16 protein-coding genes are annotated in these 16,288 nt (G+C 62.8%); 4 read left to right on the forward strand and 12 right to left on the reverse strand.

From position 1 onward, the window contains the following. Nucleotides 1–158 precede the first annotated feature (158 nt). Together IRZ77_RS13915 and IRZ77_RS13920 are read left to right on the forward strand one after the other, a co-directional pair. Entirely contained in the window at nt 159–833 is a 675-nt protein-coding gene (locus IRZ77_RS13915) for a heavy metal response regulator transcription factor (RefSeq protein WP_003258489.1), read from the forward strand. After that, nucleotides 830–2,212 (forward strand): heavy metal sensor histidine kinase, encoded by a 1,383-nt coding sequence (locus tag IRZ77_RS13920; protein WP_196173693.1) that lies wholly within the window; start codon nt 830–832, stop codon nt 2,210–2,212. The genes IRZ77_RS13915 and IRZ77_RS13920 overlap by 4 nt, the downstream gene beginning before the upstream one ends. Before the next feature lie 127 nt (nt 2,213–2,339). Here IRZ77_RS13920 and pdxJ read toward each other — a convergent pair whose 3' ends face one another. The 10 genes from pdxJ to rpoE all read right to left on the reverse strand — a co-directional run bounded on the left by pdxJ (nt 2,340) and on the right by rpoE (nt 12,366). Then, nucleotides 2,340–3,062, reverse strand: coding sequence for a pyridoxine 5'-phosphate synthase (pdxJ, locus tag IRZ77_RS13925; RefSeq protein ID WP_153670549.1), 723 nt, complete (start codon nt 3,060–3,062; stop codon nt 2,340–2,342). A gap of 61 nt (nt 3,063–3,123) precedes the next feature. After that, complete coding sequence (recO, locus tag IRZ77_RS13930) at nt 3,124–3,807, reverse strand: DNA repair protein RecO (RefSeq protein WP_108481306.1); 684 nt, start codon at nt 3,805–3,807, stop codon at nt 3,124–3,126. 170 nt (nt 3,808–3,977) lie between these two features. Beyond that, nucleotides 3,978–4,880 carry a GTPase Era gene (gene era, locus IRZ77_RS13935; protein WP_015271595.1) on the reverse strand — a complete coding sequence of 301 codons (903 nt, stop codon included), beginning with the start codon at nt 4,878–4,880 and terminating at the stop codon, nt 3,978–3,980. Then, nucleotides 4,873–5,562, reverse strand: a complete 690-nt coding sequence (gene rnc / locus IRZ77_RS13940; protein WP_003258487.1) for a ribonuclease III — start codon at nt 5,560–5,562, stop codon at nt 4,873–4,875. Before rnc ends, era begins: the two co-directional genes overlap by 8 nt. Nucleotides 5,563–5,723: 161 nt before the next feature. Then, nucleotides 5,724–6,578: a signal peptidase I gene (gene lepB, locus IRZ77_RS13945; protein WP_046614787.1), complete on the reverse strand. Its 855-nt coding sequence runs from the start codon at nt 6,576–6,578 to the stop codon at nt 5,724–5,726. A 5-nt stretch (nt 6,579–6,583) separates the two neighbouring features. Further along, the gene (gene lepA / locus IRZ77_RS13950; protein WP_025340425.1) at nt 6,584–8,383 is read right to left on the reverse strand and encodes a translation elongation factor 4; all 1,800 of its coding nucleotides are present in this window, start codon (nt 8,381–8,383) and stop codon (nt 6,584–6,586) included. Nucleotides 8,384–8,564: 181 nt separating this feature from the next. Further along, nucleotides 8,565–9,965 (reverse strand): DegQ family serine endoprotease, encoded by a 1,401-nt coding sequence (locus tag IRZ77_RS13955; protein WP_371916247.1) that lies wholly within the window; start codon nt 9,963–9,965, stop codon nt 8,565–8,567. 222 nt (nt 9,966–10,187) lie between these two features. Then, on the reverse strand, nt 10,188–11,150 hold the full coding sequence (locus IRZ77_RS13960) for a MucB/RseB C-terminal domain-containing protein (RefSeq protein WP_196173696.1): 963 nt from the start codon (nt 11,148–11,150) through the stop codon (nt 10,188–10,190). 12 nt (nt 11,151–11,162) lie between these two features. After that, the gene (locus IRZ77_RS13965; protein WP_013973999.1) at nt 11,163–11,753 is read right to left on the reverse strand and encodes a sigma-E factor negative regulatory protein; all 591 of its coding nucleotides are present in this window, start codon (nt 11,751–11,753) and stop codon (nt 11,163–11,165) included. A gap of 31 nt (nt 11,754–11,784) precedes the next feature. Continuing rightward, complete coding sequence (gene rpoE / locus IRZ77_RS13970; protein WP_003252049.1) at nt 11,785–12,366, reverse strand: RNA polymerase sigma factor RpoE; 582 nt, start codon at nt 12,364–12,366, stop codon at nt 11,785–11,787. A gap of 433 nt (nt 12,367–12,799) precedes the next feature. Between rpoE and nadB the strand changes: the two genes are divergently transcribed. Then, nucleotides 12,800–14,404, forward strand: coding sequence for an L-aspartate oxidase (nadB, locus tag IRZ77_RS13975; RefSeq protein WP_085601584.1), 1,605 nt, complete (start codon nt 12,800–12,802; stop codon nt 14,402–14,404). Nucleotides 14,405–14,504: 100 nt separating this feature from the next. Here the strand turns inward: nadB and IRZ77_RS13980 are convergent, their stop codons facing one another. Both IRZ77_RS13980 and IRZ77_RS13985 read right to left on the reverse strand, forming a co-directional pair. Continuing rightward, nucleotides 14,505–14,969, reverse strand: coding sequence for a protein YgfX (locus tag IRZ77_RS13980; protein ID WP_196173698.1), 465 nt, complete (start codon nt 14,967–14,969; stop codon nt 14,505–14,507). Further along, complete coding sequence (locus IRZ77_RS13985; protein ID WP_003252043.1) at nt 14,953–15,207, reverse strand: FAD assembly factor SdhE; 255 nt, start codon at nt 15,205–15,207, stop codon at nt 14,953–14,955. Before IRZ77_RS13985 ends, IRZ77_RS13980 begins: the two co-directional genes overlap by 17 nt. Nucleotides 15,208–15,340: 133 nt before the next feature. On the opposite strand from IRZ77_RS13985, the gene ygfZ reads away from it, so the two are divergent. Then, the gene (gene ygfZ, locus IRZ77_RS13990; protein ID WP_196173700.1) at nt 15,341–16,282 is read left to right on the forward strand and encodes a CAF17-like 4Fe-4S cluster assembly/insertion protein YgfZ; all 942 of its coding nucleotides are present in this window, start codon (nt 15,341–15,343) and stop codon (nt 16,280–16,282) included. Nucleotides 16,283–16,288 lie beyond the last annotated feature (6 nt).

The following is a 16,288-nucleotide window of genomic DNA, read 5'->3' on the forward strand; positions in this document are numbered from 1 at the left end:
GCCGGCGATAGGGCCCGAACAGACAGCCAGATAACAGCAGCATTACAAATCCGTTATCTGCGCCGCACGCCCTTACTCATGCCGTAACATCCTGCGCCTTGACCCTGATGCCACTACAGGGTCGAGAATCGTCCCCTTTCATCACACCGAGCCCACCCATGCGCCTACTGATCATCGAGGACGAACTGCGTACTGCCGACTACCTGCAACAGGGCCTGCGCGAGAACGGCTACGTGGTCGACTGCGCCCACACCGGCACCGATGGCCTGCACCTGGCACGCCAGCAGCCGTACGACCTGGTCATCCTCGACGTCAACCTGCCCGAACTCGATGGCTGGACCGTGCTGCAGCGGCTACGCGCTGAATCGGCCACGCGCATCATGATGCTTACCGCCCACGGCCGTCTGGCAGACCGGGTCAAGGGCCTGGACCTGGGTGCCGACGATTACCTGCTCAAACCTTTCGAGTTCCCGGAACTGCTGGCCCGCATCCGCAGCCTGCTGCGCCGTAACGACCAGCAATTGCAGCCCAGCACTCTGCGCGTCGCCGATCTGGAGCTGGACCCCGGCCGCCACCGCGCCTACCGCGCCGGCCAGCGTATCGACCTCACCGCCAAGGAATTCGCCCTGCTGCACCTGTTGATGCGCCAGACCGGCGAGGTGCTGTCGCGCACTCAGATCATCTCGCTGGTGTGGGACATGAACTTCGACTGCGACACCAATGTGGTCGAGGTTTCGATCCGGCGCCTGCGGGCAAAGATCGACGACCCGTTCGACAACAAGCTGATCCATACCCTGCGTGGCGTCGGCTACGTGCTCGAGGCACGCTTTTGAAAAACGCGAGCCTGTCACTGCGCCTGGGTTTGAGCGTGACGCTGATGGGCGCCGCACTGGTGCTGCTGCTGGCCTGCCTTGCCGTGTTCGCCCTCGATCACGAACTGGACAGCCGAGCACGCAAGGACCTGGCGCGCAAGATGCTGCAGGTCGAGCACAACCTGCGCGTCGACCTGCGTAGCGAAGATCTGGGCAGCCGCGCCCATCCCTTGCTCGACCTGGTGATGGGGCACGATAACCTCAGCCTCAGCGTGCTGGCCCTCGAAGGCCGCCACCCGCACCTGCTCAGCCTGGGGCCAGCGCTGGAATCGCAGGTAGGCGAGCTGCGCACTGGTGCCCGCCTGGCCTTTCATGCGTGGCGCGACAGCAATGGCAACCAGATACTCACCGTGACCCGGCTGATGCGCCTGCGCGACGACACCCCGGTCAAGGTAATGATGTCGCTCAACCGCGCCGACGACAACGCCCTGCTGCAGGCCTACCTGCACTCCACCTTGCTCGCGCTGCCGCTGCTGCTGTTACTGATCGGGGCCGGTGCCTGGTGGCTGATGCAGCGAGGCCTGAAGCCACTGCGGCACTTCCGGCGCATTGCCGGGCGAGTGTCGGCCCAGGACCTGCAACATCGCCTGCCCGCTACCGGCCTGCCGCTGGAACTGGCAGAGCTGGCCAGCAGCATCAACGTGATGCTCGACCGCCTCGATCAGGGCGTCAGACAGCTGTCACAGTTCTCCGATGATCTGGCCCATGAACTGCGTACACCGTTGAGCAATCTGATGGGCAAGGCGCAAGTGACGCTGGCCCGCGAACGGGACAACGCGAATTACCGGGAAGTGCTGGAAGACAGCATCGAAGAACTGACCCGGCTCAACCGCATCATCAATGACATGCTGTTCCTCGCCCAGGTCGACCAACCCCAGGCCCAGGTCGCGCTCAAGCCCATGGCATTGGCCGACGAGACGGCGCGGGTTGTCGAGTTGTTTGCGTTCAGTGCCGAGCTGAAAGGGGTTGAGTTACGTGTGCATGGCTGGGGGACGGCGCAGGGAGATCGGCTGATGTTTCAGCGGGCACTGTCGAACCTGTTGAGCAATGCCATTCGGCACTGCCCCGATGACAATCCTGTGGAACTGCGTATCGAGCGCATGGGCAGCGAAGTTCGGCTTTCGGTGGAAAACCAGGGGCCTGGTATTGCTGAAGAACACCAGTCGCGCTTGTTCGAACGGTTTTACCGGGTGGGTTCGGGGCGCTCGCGGCTCGAGGGAGGGACCGGGTTGGGGCTGGCGATCGTGAAATCGATCATGCAGTTGCATGGTGGGCGGGTCGAGGTCAGCAGCAGCCCCTTGGGACCTACTCGGTTTACCCTGGTGTTTCCTGCCGATTGATCGGCTGCCTGTACCGGCCTCTTCGCGGGTAAACCCGCTCCCACAGGGGATCGCACACGCCTCAGGCCTGTAGGGTACCTGTGGGAGCGGGTTTACCCGCGAAGAGGCCGGTACAGGCGACCAGCGGTTAGCGCGAAGCCGCCACGATCAGCGCCTTCATCTCGGCCACTGCGGCCTTGAAGCCGACGAACAGCGCATGCGCCACCAGCGCATGGCCGATGTTCAGCTCATTGATGCCTTTGATTGCCGCCACCGCCTCAACATTGTGGTAATGCAGCCCGTGGCCGGCATTGACGATCAGCCCCTGCCCCACGCCAAACGCCACGCCATCGACGATACGCTTGAGTTCCTCGGCCACTTCGGTCGGGGTCTCGGCATCGGCGTAACGCCCGGTGTGCAGCTCGATGGCAGGCGCGCCAACGCGACGCGATGCCTCGATCTGCCGCTCGTCGGCATCGATGAACAGCGACACTTCAGCACCGGTACGCGAAAGGCGCTCAACCGCAGCCTTGATCCGTGCTTCCTGGCCCGCCACGTCCAGGCCGCCTTCGGTGGTCAGTTCCTGACGTGTTTCGGGTACCAGGCAGATATGCGCCGGGCGGATCTTCTCGGCAAAGGCCATCATCTCTTCGGTGACGCCCATCTCGAAGTTCATGCGGGTCTGCAGTACATCCTTGAGCAGAACCACGTCACGCTCCTGGATGTGCCGGCGGTCTTCACGCAGGTGCACGGTAATACCATCGGCGCCTGCTTCCTCGGCATCCAGGGCAGCCTTGACCGGATCAGGGTAACGCGTGCCCCGAGCCTGGCGCAGGGTCGCCACGTGGTCGATGTTTACGCCGAGAAGCATGCGGTTGCTGTGAGTCACGAAAGGCTCTCCTGAAGATTTAGCCCCACAGCATACGTCGTGATCAGCGCTTGCGAAACAGTTCCCGGCTGACCAGCGGTTTTGCCCCCAGATGAACCGCCAATGCCTGGCGCATCAGGCGCTTGGCAGCGAGCAAGGCACCTGGGGCATCCCAGTCGGCTTCGGCCAGGGCCGCCAGTTCACTGCCGCGGAACAGCCCAGGTTGCACCAGCTCGACCCGCTCCAGGCCGGCATCCACTCGCAAGCGGTACAGGCCATCGGCCGCGATCGGCTGGTCATTGACGTCGTGGTGCAACGAAAACGCATAACCGAGCTCGTCCAACAGCCGCCATTCGAAGGAGCGCAGCAGCGGCTCCAGCGGGCGACCGGCGGCCAAGGCTTGCAAGGTCAGGGTGTAGTGTTCGAACAGCGCCGGAAAAGGCGCTTCGGCTGGCAGCAGGCGCATGAGCAGTTCGTTGAGGTACAACCCGCTGAACAGGGCATCGCCATGCAGCCAGGCGGCGATGCCGGCACTGTCCATGCGACCGACATTCTTCAGCTCGCCACGCCCACGCAGTTCCAGCTCCAGCGGCACGAACGGCCGCACCAGGCTGCCACCCTTGCCACGCGCACGGCGCAGCACGGCGCGCATGCGCCCTTGCGGGGTGAAGAAGTCCACCAGCGCACTGGTTTCTTTGTAGGCACGGCTGTGCAGCACGTAGGCTGGCTGGCCGACAGGTTGTTCCATGGAAAATACGTGCCCCAGGGGTTGCACTGGCCCTTGTAGGAGCGGCCTTGTGTCGCGATAGGGCTGCGCAGCAGCCCCAGCAATTTATGCTGCGAAGCTGAAAATCCGGGGCCGCTTTGCGGCCCTGTCGCGACACAAGGCCGCTCCTGCAGAGACCGGCCGTGCGAGGCTTAGAGGTCGCCGTAGCCCAGCGAACGCAGGGCGCGCTCGTCATCGGACCAGCCGCCTTTCACCTTGACCCACAGATTGAGCATGACCTTGGAGTCGAACAGCACCTCCATGTCCTTGCGCGCCTCGGAGCCGATGCGCTTGATGCGCTCGCCCTTGTCGCCAATGATGATCTTTTTCTGGCCGTCGCGCTCGACCAGGATCAGCGCATGGATGTGCAGCACATGGCCCTGCTGCTTGAATTCTTCGATTTCCACGGTGATCTGGTACGGCAATTCCGCACCCAGCTGGCGCATGATCTTCTCGCGCACCAGTTCGGCAGCCAGGAAGCGGCTGCTGCGGTCGGTGATCTGGTCTTCGGGAAAGAAGTGTTCGTTCTCGGGCAGGTGCTTGGCGATCTGTGCTTCCAGCGCCTGCAGGTTGTGCCCCTGCTGCGCGGAAATAGGCATCACTTCGGCGTTCGGCAACTGTTCCTGCAGCCATTGCAGGTGCGGGATCAATTCGGCCTTCTCTTCCATGCGGTCGGTCTTGTTGACCGCGATGATCAGTGGGCCTGTCACGTACTGCACGCGCTCCAGCACCAGTTGGTCCTCGTCGGTCCATTTGGTGCGGTCGACCACGAAGATCACCACGTCGACGTCCTTCAGGGCCGCCGAAGCATTGCGGTTCATGTAGCGGTTCAAGGCCTTGTCGTTGGCCTTGTGCATACCGGGGGTATCGACGTAAATCGCCTGCACGTCACCCTCGGTCTTGATGCCGAGCATGTTGTGGCGGGTGGTCTGCGGCTTGCGAGAGGTGATCGCCAGCTTCTGGCCGAGGATGTGGTTGAGCAGGGTCGACTTGCCCACGTTCGGGCGGCCGACAATGGCCACGTAGCCGCAGCGGGTCGGGTTGCTATCAGTCATTGCCATTCTCCACGCCCAAGGCGATCAGTGCAGACGCGGCGGCGACTTGCTCGGCAATACGCCGGCTAACGCCCTGGCCACGGCTCTTGTTGTTCAGCAGCACTACTTCGCATTCGACGAAGAAGGTCCGGCAGTGCGGTTCGCCCTGGATATCTACCACTTCGTAACGCGGCAGCTCACAGCTGCGCGACTGCAGGAACTCCTGCAGGCGGGTTTTCGGGTCCTTGTTGGTATCGACCAGGGTCAGGCCTTCGAACTCATCGGCCAGCCAGGCCAGCACGCGCTCCCGGGCCGTTTCCATGTCGGCGTCCAGGTAGATGGCGCCAATCAGCGCCTCCAGGGCGTCGGCCAGGATCGACTCGCGGCGGAAGCCACCGCTCTTGAGCTCACCCGAACCCAGGCGCAGGTGATCGCCCAGATCGAAACCACGGGCCAGGCGGGCCAGGGTCTCACCCTTGACCAGGCGCGCGCGCAAGCGCGACAGCTGGCCTTCGCGGGCCTGCGGGAAGCGCTCGAACAGCGCTTCGCCGGCGACGAAGTTGAGAATGGCATCACCGAGAAACTCCAGGCGCTCATTGTTGCGCCCGGCGTAACTGCGATGGGTCAGTGCCAGGAGCATCTGGTCCTGGTTCTTGAAGGTATAACCGAGCTTTCGCTCCAGACGGGCAAGGGGAGCACTCATGCAGCCACCCGTTCGTTGTTCAACGCGTTGTTCAAATCAACATCCTGAAAGACTGTTTGGCTGTGGCCCGCCGCGATGTGCGGCGAATCTCCCGATCCCTGAGAACACAGCCTATGTCAGAAATGCATTCGGCGCTGCCTGCTGGCCAGCGCCGATGGGTATCAATGGATCAGACCGACCCGCGACAGGTTGGGCAGGTGGCTGAGCTTGGGCTCAGGCCAGCTCATCCACACCGCGAAGGCCTTGCCGACGATGTTCCGGTCCGGAACCATGCCGTGCAGTTCCTTCGGGATGTTAGGGTCATCCCAGTAACGGCTGTCGTTGGAGTTGTCGCGGTTGTCGCCCATCATGAAGTAATGGCCCGCCGGCACGGTCCACTGCTGGTCCGGCGGCATGCGGTAACGGCTCATTTCCTTGCGGATCAGGTGTTCGGCTTCGCCGAGCTTTTCCTTGTACAGCTGGGCGCTGCCCAGAGTGCCCGGCTCGGTGCCCACCAATTGTTCTGCAATCGGCTGGCCGTTGACGAACAACCGCTTGTCGCTGGTGTAGCGCACCACATCGCCTGGCAGGCCGACCACACGCTTGATGTAGTTGACGTTCGGGTCGCTCGGGTAGCGGAACACCATCACATCACCGCGTTGCGGGTCACCCACCTCGATGACCTTCTTGTCGATCACCGGCAGGCGAATACCGTACGAGAACTTGTTCACAAGGATGAAGTCGCCCACTTCCAGGGTCGGCTTCATCGACCCCGAAGGGATCTGGAACGGCTCGACCAGAAACGAACGCAGCACCAGCACGATGAACAGCACCGGGAAGAACGACTTGCCATACTCGACCAGCAACGGTTCCTTGCCCAGGCGCTCGACCACCGCCATCTCGGGCTGGCTGACGCTGCCCTGGTAGTTGGCGATTGCCGCACGCCGGCGCGGGGCCAGGAACAGCAGGTCGATCAAGCCCAGCAGGCCGCAGACGAAGACGGCGATGACTAGCAACAGCGGGAAATTTAGCGACATAGGACCTAGCTATCCAACCTGAGCACGGCGAGGAAGGCTTCCTGTGGAATCTCCACGTTGCCCACCTGTTTCATGCGTTTCTTACCGGCCTTCTGCTTCTCCAGCAGTTTCTTCTTACGGCTGACGTCACCACCGTAGCACTTGGCCAGTACGTTCTTTCTGAGCGCCTTGACGGTTGTCCGCGCGATGATCTGGCCGCCGATAGCTGCCTGGATCGCCACGTCGAACATCTGCCGAGGGATCAGTTCCTTCATCTTCTCGGTCAACGCACGGCCTTTGTAGGCCGCGTTGTCGCGGTGCACGATCAATGCCAAGGCATCGACCTTGTCGCCGTTGATCAGTACATCCAGCTTGACCAGGTTGGCCGACTGGTAGCGATCGAAATGATAGTCCAGCGAAGCATAGCCGCGGCTGGTGGACTTGAGGCGGTCGAAGAAGTCCAGCACCACTTCGTTCATCGGCAGGTCGTAGCGCACCTGCACCTGGCTGCCGAGGAACTGCATGTCGCGCTGCACGCCACGCTTCTCGATGCACAGGGTGATGACGTTGCCCAGGTGTTCCTGCGGCACCAGGATGGTGGCGGTGACGATCGGCTCGCGGAAGTCGGCGACCGCCGAGACATCTGGCAGCTTCGACGGGTTGTCGACGGTGATGGTCTCGCCGGTTTTCAGTTCCAGCTCGTAGATCACGCTTGGCGCCGTAGTGATCAGATCCAGGTCGTATTCGCGCTCCAGGCGCTCCTGGATGATCTCCATGTGCAGCATGCCGAGGAAGCCGCAACGGAAGCCGAAGCCCAGGGCGTCGGAGCTTTCCGGCATGTATTGCAGCGACGAGTCGTTCAGGGTCAGCTTCTGCAGCGCATCGCGGAAGTCCTCGAAGTCGTCGGAGCTGACCGGGAACAGTCCGGCGTAGACCTGCGGCTGGATTTTCTTGAAGCCTGGCAGCACTTCGACCTCAGGGGTCGAGGACAGGGTCAGGGTGTCACCGACCGGGGCACCGTGGATGTCCTTGATGCTGGCGATGATGAAGCCCACTTCGCCGGCCTTCAGGTCGGCGGTCTGGGTGTGTTTCGGGGTGAACACGCCCACGCTGTCGACCAGGTGCACCTTGCCGGTGGACTTGACCAGGATCTTGTCGCCTTTCTTGACGCGGCCGTGGCGCACGCGCACCAGCGAGACCACGCCCAGGTAGTTGTCGAACCAGGAGTCGATGATCAGCGCCTGCAGCGGCGCCTCGATATCGCCTTCCGGCGCGGGGATGGTCTGTACCAGGCGCTCGAGAACCTCGTCGACGCCCATGCCGCTCTTGGCACTGCAGGCCACGGCGTCGGTGGCGTCGATGCCGATGATCTTCTCGATCTCGTCCTTGACGCGATCCGGATCGGCCTGGGGCAGGTCCATCTTGTTCAGTACCGGCATGACCTCAAGGCCCTGCTCGATGGCGGTGTAGCAGTTGGCAACGGACTGGGCCTCGACGCCCTGGCCAGCATCCACCACCAGCAGCGCACCTTCACAAGCCGCCAGCGAACGCGAAACTTCGTAGGTGAAGTCGACATGGCCGGGGGTATCGATGAAGTTCAGCTGGTAGACCTTGCCGTCCTGCGCCTTGTAATTGAGCGTGACGCTGTGGGCCTTGATGGTGATACCGCGCTCACGCTCCAGGTCCATGGAATCGAGCACCTGGGCTTCCATCTCGCGTGCCGACAGGCCACCGCACATCTGGATGAAACGGTCGGCCAGCGTCGACTTGCCATGGTCGATGTGGGCGATGATGGAGAAATTGCGGATATGACTCAAATCACTCACGGGTCAACACTCGAAAAGGCTGCGAGCCGGACGCCCGCCGAAAAATAGCCGGGAATTGTACCTTAAGCTGCCGGGATATGGGAGATTCCTCTATCGGGCTGTACACAGCATTCACCCCCGCAATTGTGAACTTTCATGAAAAAGGGCAGCCGAAGCTGCCCTTTTCTCCTTGCCAGACCGCTTATTCAGCCAGCTTGAAGGTAATGAAGCTGGCACGGCCCTGACGCAGCACGCGCATCGACACCGAACGGTTCTTCGGCAGTTCCTTGGCGATTTCGGTGAATTCCTTCGCCGAACCGATGGCCTGGTTGTTCAGGTGGCTGATCACGTCACCCGGGCGCAGGCCGATCATCGCGGCCGGGCCATCCTGGACTTCCTTGATGACCACGCCGCCCTTGAGCTCCAGGGCTTTTTTCTGCTCGGCGGTCAGGTCGGCCACCGAAACGCCCAGGCGGTTGCTGCTGCGCTCGGCGCTGCCTTCGGCGGCGGTACCGATGTCGGCATCGTCGTCCGGCAGTGCACCAACACTGATATCGAGGTTCTGGCGCTTGCCGTTGCGGATGATCTCCAGCTTGGCCTTTTCGCCGTCCTTGAGGCTGCCGACCAGATGCGGCAGGTCGGCCGACATGACGATCGGCTGGCCGTTCATGCTCAGGATCACGTCACCCACCTGCAGGCCGCCCTTGGCTGCCGGGCCGTTTTCCAGCACCTGGGCCACCAGGGCACCGGCCGGCTTGTCCAGGCCGAACGATTCAGCCAGGTCCTTGTTGACTTCCTGGATCACCACGCCCAGCCAGCCGCGGCTGACCTTGCCGTCTTTTTTCAATTGATTGGAGACATCGATCGCCACATCGATCGGGATGGCGAACGACAGGCCCATGAAACCGCCGGAACGGGTGAAGATCTGCGAGTTGATACCCACCACTTCGCCGTTCATGTTGAACAGCGGGCCGCCCGAGTTGCCCGGGTTGATGGCCACGTCCGTCTGGATGAACGGTACGTAGGTATCGTTGGGCAAGGTACGGCCCTTGGCGCTGACGATACCTTTGGTCACCGAATGGTCGAAGCCGAACGGCGAACCGATGGCCAGCACCCACTCGCCCACCTTGAGCTTCTCGGAATCACCCAGTTTGACGGTCGGCAAGTTCTTGCCCTCGACCTTGAGCAGGGCCACATCGGTGCGCGGGTCGGTGCCGACCAGCTTGGCCTGCAGCTCGCTGCGGTCCGACAGGCGGACGATGATCTCGTCGGCATCCGCTACCACGTGGTTGTTGGTCAGCACGTAGCCATCGCTGGAAATGATGAAGCCCGAACCCAACGACTGGGCCTCGCGTTGGCGGTCGCCACGCGGCGAGCGAGGCTGCTGCGGCATGTTGCGCTCGAAGAACTCGCGGAACATCGGCGGCAGGCCTTCCAGGTCGGGCATCTGCCCGGCAGCCATGCGGCGGTCAGGCAGTTTCTGCTTGGTACTGATGTTGACCACTGCGGGTGAGGCCTGCTCGACCAGGGTAGTGAAGTCCGGCAGGGCTTCCTCGGCCTGTGCGCTGAGCACCTGGCCGAGCATCAGCACGGCGGCGAACATCGATAGGTAGGATTTCAAGCGTGGTATTGACATACGGCTCCCGTCACAACGAGCGGTAGTTTAGAAAGGCCCCTGCACAAAGCAGGAAAGGCCAGGCTCCAAGAAGCCTGACCTATAGAAAATTTGCCGATGGATTGCAAATGACAATGCTTTAATTTCATTTCAGAGGCATGTCCGCACGCCTTGGCATAACCCACACGCCAGGCCCGCAAATGCGCGCCATCACTGGCGCGCCTGGCCATCCTGGGGGCGCATCGACAGCGCCACACGCTCTGCGGTACCCAGCGGAATCTCGCCGACCACAGTGACCATCACCTTGCCCTTGGGCGTGTTCAACCGACGCGAAACAGCCGAAGTCGGGCCAAGCTGGGTGCGCATGTCGGTCCCGCCCTCATCCTTTACCGACTCGAGAAACACCGAGAAGCGCGCCAGGCCATCGTCGTACATCAGGCTGCTGACCGTGCTGTCGTTCTTGGGGTCGCGGCGGACCGAGCTGTTGACCAGTTCGAAACCAGGCGGCAGCCAGTCCGAACGCCAGCCGGCGACCGTGTCATTGGCGGCAGCGACCACATGCGGCACCGGCTTGCACGCAGCGCTGGCGCGCAGGTCGTCGTCGCTGGGTGCGTCAGTATCGAGACGGGTCATCTGGAAGCGCTCCAGCAACTGCCCCTTGTCATTGATCATCAACGAGCGCAGCGGCAGCCCGGTAGTACGGTCCAGGTGCAATTCGAAGGCATAGCGGTGCTGATCGCGCGGGCTGAGCGTCACTATCACGGCATCGCGCCCGGCGACCCGCGACTTGCCCGCAACGCTCAAGTCATACCAGCCCATGAGTTTCAGCGGATCCAGCACACGCTGCGCGGTGTCCGGGGGCGTCGCAACACCACTGGCCAAGGCCCCGCTGACGCACTCTACCTTGCCGTCCACGCGCACGATCTCCTGGGAGGCGCCATCGAGTTGCAACAGCCGCTCGCTGACTTTGCCGTCGTCGACCCTGTGCCAGATCTCGTGGGAAGAGAAACTGCCGTTGCGTTCGTAGACAAAAGAGCCTTGGTAGCTCTGCTTTTGCTCGGCCTGTGCCAGCTTGCTCAGCCACTCGCTCGCCTCGGGCGAGGAATTGGCCGCCAACGCTGGCACCGTCATGCAGCTGCCAATCAGCAGCGACAGGAGAGGTAGCGCGCGCATGATCCTCCTTACTTAACGGTTTTCCAGGCTGGCGGCGCGGGCATACGGCAATGCGGTTTCAGTGCCCTTGAGCGCAGATTCCTGGGCATGCTGGCGCAGGTAACCTGGCAGACGCTGGTCCCAGCCGGCCTGGTTCTGCAGTACGCCGTTGGCCATCGGCCCGGTCGGTTGCTCACTGCTCTCACTATAGCCTGCCAAAACGGCCGGGCCTTGTGCTTGTGGCACACTCAAACCCTGCTGGGCAGGTTGCTGGGCAGCAAGCTCGGCGCCAGTGATCTCGTCCTGGTTGTACATGCGTACACCAGCCAGCACTGCCACGGTGACCGAAGCAGCTACCGCCAGGCGGCCAATGCTGCGCCATGGCCCTTTCTTGGCCTTGGCCGGCACGGCTTCGTCAGCCAGCGCTGCAGACACCGCCGAGGCGATATCCAGGTTGGGCAGCAGCAGCTCCTTGTGCATCGCTGCGCGGGCTACCTGGTAACGCGACCAGGTGGCACGGGTTTCAGCATCGTCTACGGCGTTCAAAACACGACGCAGTTCAAGCTCGTCCGCTTCGTTATCCATCACCGCGGACAGCGATTCCTGCAAAGCTTCACGACTCATGGCGGTTCCTCTCTTGGCTGTCGCCGCTGTCTCAGGTTTCCTGCAACAAAGGTTGCAGGGCTTTGTCTATTGCCTCCCGAGCGCGGAAGATTCGAGAGCGCACGGTACCCACCGGACACTGCATGACACTGGCAATGTCTTCGTAACTCAGCCCATCGAACTCGCGCAGGGTCAGTGCCGTGCGCAGGTCTTCGGGCAGTTGCTGGATGGTGCGATGGACAGTGCCTTCGATTTCATCCCGCAACAACGAGCGCTCTGGGGACTCGAGATCCTTGAGACCATGATCGCCGTCGTAAAACTCCGCATCCTCGGAGCTCACATCACTGTCTGGCGGCCGTCTTCCACGGGACACCAGGTAGTTCTTCGCCGTGTTGATGGCGATGCGGTACAGCCACGTATAGAACGCACTGTCTCCGCGGAAATTGCCAAGCGCACGGTAGGCCTTGATGAAGGCTTCCTGTGCTACATCCTGGGCCTCGTGGGTGTCGTGAACGAACCGCACGATCAACCCGAGAATCTTGTGCTGATACTTCAGCACCAACAGATCGAACGCTCGCCTGTCACCGCGCTGAACGCGCTCGACAAGCTGCTGATCCTCTTCCTGGGTTAGCATGAACACTCCTCAGTGAACTCGAAGGAGCGTTGCATCAGCCATCGTTCAGGCTTGCAACCATAGACTCGGGCTTTGCGCAAAAGTTCTCCCCTCCAAGCAAGTTTCCTGCAGCCCTTGGTCGGCTTGCACGGAAGACGCGGCACGGACACGGCCGGCTACGTCGATAATCAGGTTTCGAGTACGCAGGGACAGCCCGGACAGGCCTGCCGCCCTGCGTCGCCGCAGCAGTTGTGGCGCGTGGGCAGCCTTCATAGGATTTCCCGCCATGTCGGAAAGTTCCCACAAAGGTTGCAGCGACCAGGCAAGTGGCATGGAAATTGGCCACCCGGGGCTGCTATAAAGGCAACCCAGCCGGTTTCAACGATAGTTTCACAATGCCATCGGCGCGTGACTATTGTGCCGCGCCCCTTCCAAAGAATACTAGTGTCCCGACATGAGCCAACAATTCCAACATGATGTCCTGGTGATCGGCAGCGGTGCCGCCGGTCTCAGCCTGGCACTGAACCTTCCCAGCCACCTGCGAGTCGCCGTGCTCAGCAAGGGCGACCTGGCCAACGGCTCGACCTTCTGGGCCCAGGGCGGTGTCGCGGCAGTGCTGGACAATACCGATACCGTGCAGTCGCATGTCGAGGACACCCTCAATGCCGGCGGCGGCCTGTGCCATGAAGACGCCGTGCGCTTCACCGTCGAGCACAGCCGCGAAGCCATCGAGTGGCTTATCGAGCAAGGCGTGCCCTTTACCCGAGACGAGCACTACAGCGTCGACGACGGTGGCTTCGAGTTCCACCTGACCCGCGAAGGCGGCCATAGTCACCGGCGTATCATCCACGCTGCCGATGCCACCGGCGCAGCCATCTTCACCACGCTGCTGGAGCAGGCCCGCCTGCGCCCGAACATCCAGTTGCTGGAGCAGCGCGTGGCGGTCGACCTGATTACCGAACGCCGCCTCGGCCTGCCCGGCGAGCGCTGCCTGGGTGCCTATGTGCTCGACCGCAACACCGGCGAGGTTGACACCTTCGGTGCGCGTTTCACCGTGCTGGCCACTGGCGGTGCGGCCAAGGTCTACCTGTATACCAGCAACCCCGATGGTGCCTGCGGCGACGGCATCGCCATGGCCTGGCGGGCCGGCTGCCGGGTGGCGAACCTGGAGTTCAACCAGTTTCACCCGACTTGCCTGTACCACCCGCAGGCCAAGAGTTTCCTGATCACCGAAGCCCTGCGCGGCGAAGGTGCCCTGCTGCGCCTGCCCAATGGCGAGCGTTTCATGCCACGCTTCGACCCCCGCGAAGAACTGGCCCCGCGCGACATCGTGGCCCGCGCCATCGACCACGAGATGAAGCGCCTGGGCGTGGACTGCGTGTACCTGGACATCACCCACAAGCCGGTCGACTTCATCAAGAGCCACTTCCCGACCGTGTACGAGCGCTGCCTGGCCTTCGGTATCGACATCACCCGTCAGCCGATCCCGGTGGTACCGGCCGCGCACTACACCTGCGGCGGGGTGATGGTCGACGACCGCGGCCACACCGACGTACCGGGCCTGTACGCCATAGGCGAAACCAGTTTCACCGGCCTGCATGGCGCCAACCGCATGGCCAGCAACTCGCTGCTGGAATGCTTCGTCTATGGCCGTGCCGCCGCGGCCGACATCCAGGCGCACCTGGATGAAGTGGTCATGCCCAAGACCCTGCCCGGCTGGGACGCCAGCCAGGTCACCGACTCGGACGAGGACGTGATCATTGCGCACAACTGGGACGAACTGCGGCGCTTCATGTGGGACTACGTCGGCATCGTGCGCACCAGCAAGCGCCTGCAGCGAGCGCAGCACCGCATTCGCCTGCTGCTGGATGAAATCGACGAGTTCTACAGCAACTACAAGGTCAGCCGCGACCTGATCGAATTGCGCAACCTGGCGCAGGTGGCCGAGCTGATGATCCTGTCGGCCATGCAGCGCAAGGAAAGCCGCGGGCTGCATTACACCCTGGATTACCCGGGGATGCTGGACGAGGCCAAGGACACCATTCTTAGTCCGATCTGAGTCCGGCCCCTGGCGCGGCAATTTCAGCGCCAGCGAGATCGAGCGCCGCGCGGGCGGCGCGCGATCTTGCAGGCGGTGAAGCTGTCACAACGAACACCTGTCAGCCCTGACTCGCCCCCACCCCTGCCCACCTGCGCCGGCTGAACTTCAACCGCACCCGCAAGCGCCGGTGCTCATCAGCCCCCAGCGCATCCAGTGGCACGCATTGGCTCTCCCCCAACCAGCGCCCCGCCCGCACAAAGCGCAACACCACCAGCCCAGGCAACGCCAAGCTATCCCGGCACAAGCGCACCGGCTGCCAGCCACGGGCACGGCTGAACACCTGCCAACCACGCACATCACGGCGCAGGCCGACAACGGCATGCTCATGCGTCAGCAGAATACGTCGGGGAATGGCCCAGCCAGCGTGGGCAATACAGGCGGCAACAACAGCAAAGGCTGACCACCAGGGGAGCGGGCTCGCCCATGCGGCGAACCACGCCAGTACCTGGCACACCAGGTAGACCGCCAGCAGCAGGCGCGAGCCTTGCCAGCGGCACTCGAAGCATTCACTTGGGCTGGACACGGTCCAGGATGATGCGGACCATGCGCTGCAACTCCGGGTCTTCGGACTCGGTGCGCTCCATGAACCAGCCGAACATGTCCTGATCCTCGCAGCTCAACAGACGCACGTAGAGTTCGCGGTCGGTCTCGTTGAGCGTGGGGTAGACTTCCTGGGTGAAAGGCACCAGCAGTACGTCCAGTTCCAGCATGCCGCGGCGGCTGTGCCAGAAAAGCCGGTTGAGTTCAGTTTGTTCGACCATGGGGCCCTCCTCGAATGGCCCGCCAGTATACAGCCAGGCGAGCGAAGCGACACCGGGCGTTGGTCTAGTCACCTACCTATTTTGTTACCAGCGTTCTATGATGGCCGCCAGTCTTTAGCCACCGCGATGACCCATGGCCGATTCCGCTTTCTTCTGCCCCCTGTCCCACGAGGGCATCCTCGCTGTCCGCGGCTCCGATGCAGGCAAGTTCCTGCAAGGCCAGCTGACCTGCAACATCAACTACCTCAGCCTGGAGCACTCCAGCCTCGGCGCCCGCTGCATGGTCAAGGGGCGCATGCAATCGAGTTTCCGCATCCTGCCCGAAGGCAACGGCTACCTGCTGGCCATGGCCAGCGAGCTGCTCGACGCCCAGCTGGCCGACCTCAAGAAGTACGCCGTGTTCTCCAAGGCGACGCTGACCGATGAAAGCGCTGCCTGGGCACGCTTCGGCCTGCAAGGCGGCGACTCGGCGCTGCAGGCCCTGGGCCTTGATGTGCCCGCGGCAGCCGGCAGCACCGTGCGTCACGACGGGTTGATTGCCATCGCCGTGTCCACCGGCCGCGTCGAACTGTGGGTACCTGCGGACAACGCCGACAGCGTTCGCCTGGCGCTGGCCGCCGCGCTGCCTGAAGGCAGCCTCGACGACTGGCTGCTGGGGCAGATTCGCGCCGGGATCGGCCAGGTCATGGGGCCGACCCGCGAGCTGTTCATCCCTCAGATGATCAACCTGCAGGCCGTCGACGGCGTCAGCTTCAAGAAGGGCTGCTACACCGGTCAGGAAATCGTTGCCCGCATGCAGTACCTGGGCAAGCTCAAGCGCCGCCAGTACCGCCTGGCACTGGACCAGCAGGCCATTCCGGCCCCGGGTGCCGAGATTTTCTCGCCCACCCATGCTTCGTCGGTCGGTGAAGTGGTCATTGCTGCCAGCAACGGCACAGGCTGCGAACTGCTGGCCGTGCTCAGCGCCGAAGCGGTGGAAGACGACAACCTGCACCTGGGCAGCCTCGAAGGCCCGCGCCTGCAGGTGCTGACCCTGCCCTACGAACTGGACCGCGACCGGGAAATCCAGCGCTGACCAGCC

Source organism: Pseudomonas pudica, assembly GCF_015680405.1.
Taxonomy (GTDB): Bacteria; Pseudomonadota; Gammaproteobacteria; order Pseudomonadales; family Pseudomonadaceae; genus Aquipseudomonas; species Aquipseudomonas pudica.

Bases quoted from the DNA above. Each gene is read 5' to 3' on its own strand.
- lepB (WP_046614787.1), bottom strand. From the start codon at position 6,578: ATGTCGCTAAATTTCCCGCTGTTGCTAGTCATCGCCGTCTTCGTCTGC.
- IRZ77_RS13915 (WP_003258489.1), top strand. From the start codon at position 159: ATGCGCCTACTGATCATCGAGGACGAACTGCGTACTGCCGACTACCTG.
- rnc (WP_003258487.1), bottom strand. From the start codon at position 5,562: ATGAGTGCTCCCCTTGCCCGTCTGGAGCGAAAGCTCGGTTATACCTTC.
- ygfZ (WP_196173700.1), top strand. From the start codon at position 15,341: ATGGCCGATTCCGCTTTCTTCTGCCCCCTGTCCCACGAGGGCATCCTC.
- IRZ77_RS13985 (WP_003252043.1), bottom strand. From the start codon at position 15,207: ATGGTCGAACAAACTGAACTCAACCGGCTTTTCTGGCACAGCCGCCGC.
- nadB (WP_085601584.1), top strand. From the start codon at position 12,800: ATGAGCCAACAATTCCAACATGATGTCCTGGTGATCGGCAGCGGTGCC.
- rpoE (WP_003252049.1), bottom strand. From the start codon at position 12,366: ATGCTAACCCAGGAAGAGGATCAGCAGCTTGTCGAGCGCGTTCAGCGC.
- pdxJ (WP_153670549.1), bottom strand. From the start codon at position 3,062: ATGCTTCTCGGCGTAAACATCGACCACGTGGCGACCCTGCGCCAGGCT.
- era (WP_015271595.1), bottom strand. From the start codon at position 4,880: ATGACTGATAGCAACCCGACCCGCTGCGGCTACGTGGCCATTGTCGGC.
- IRZ77_RS13965 (WP_013973999.1), bottom strand. From the start codon at position 11,753: ATGAGTCGTGAAGCTTTGCAGGAATCGCTGTCCGCGGTGATGGATAAC.
- IRZ77_RS13960 (WP_196173696.1), bottom strand. From the start codon at position 11,150: ATGCGCGCGCTACCTCTCCTGTCGCTGCTGATTGGCAGCTGCATGACG.
- recO (WP_108481306.1), bottom strand. From the start codon at position 3,807: ATGGAACAACCTGTCGGCCAGCCAGCCTACGTGCTGCACAGCCGTGCC.
- IRZ77_RS13955 (WP_371916247.1), bottom strand. From the start codon at position 9,965: ATGTTCGCCGCCGTGCTGATGCTCGGCCAGGTGCTCAGCGCACAGGCC.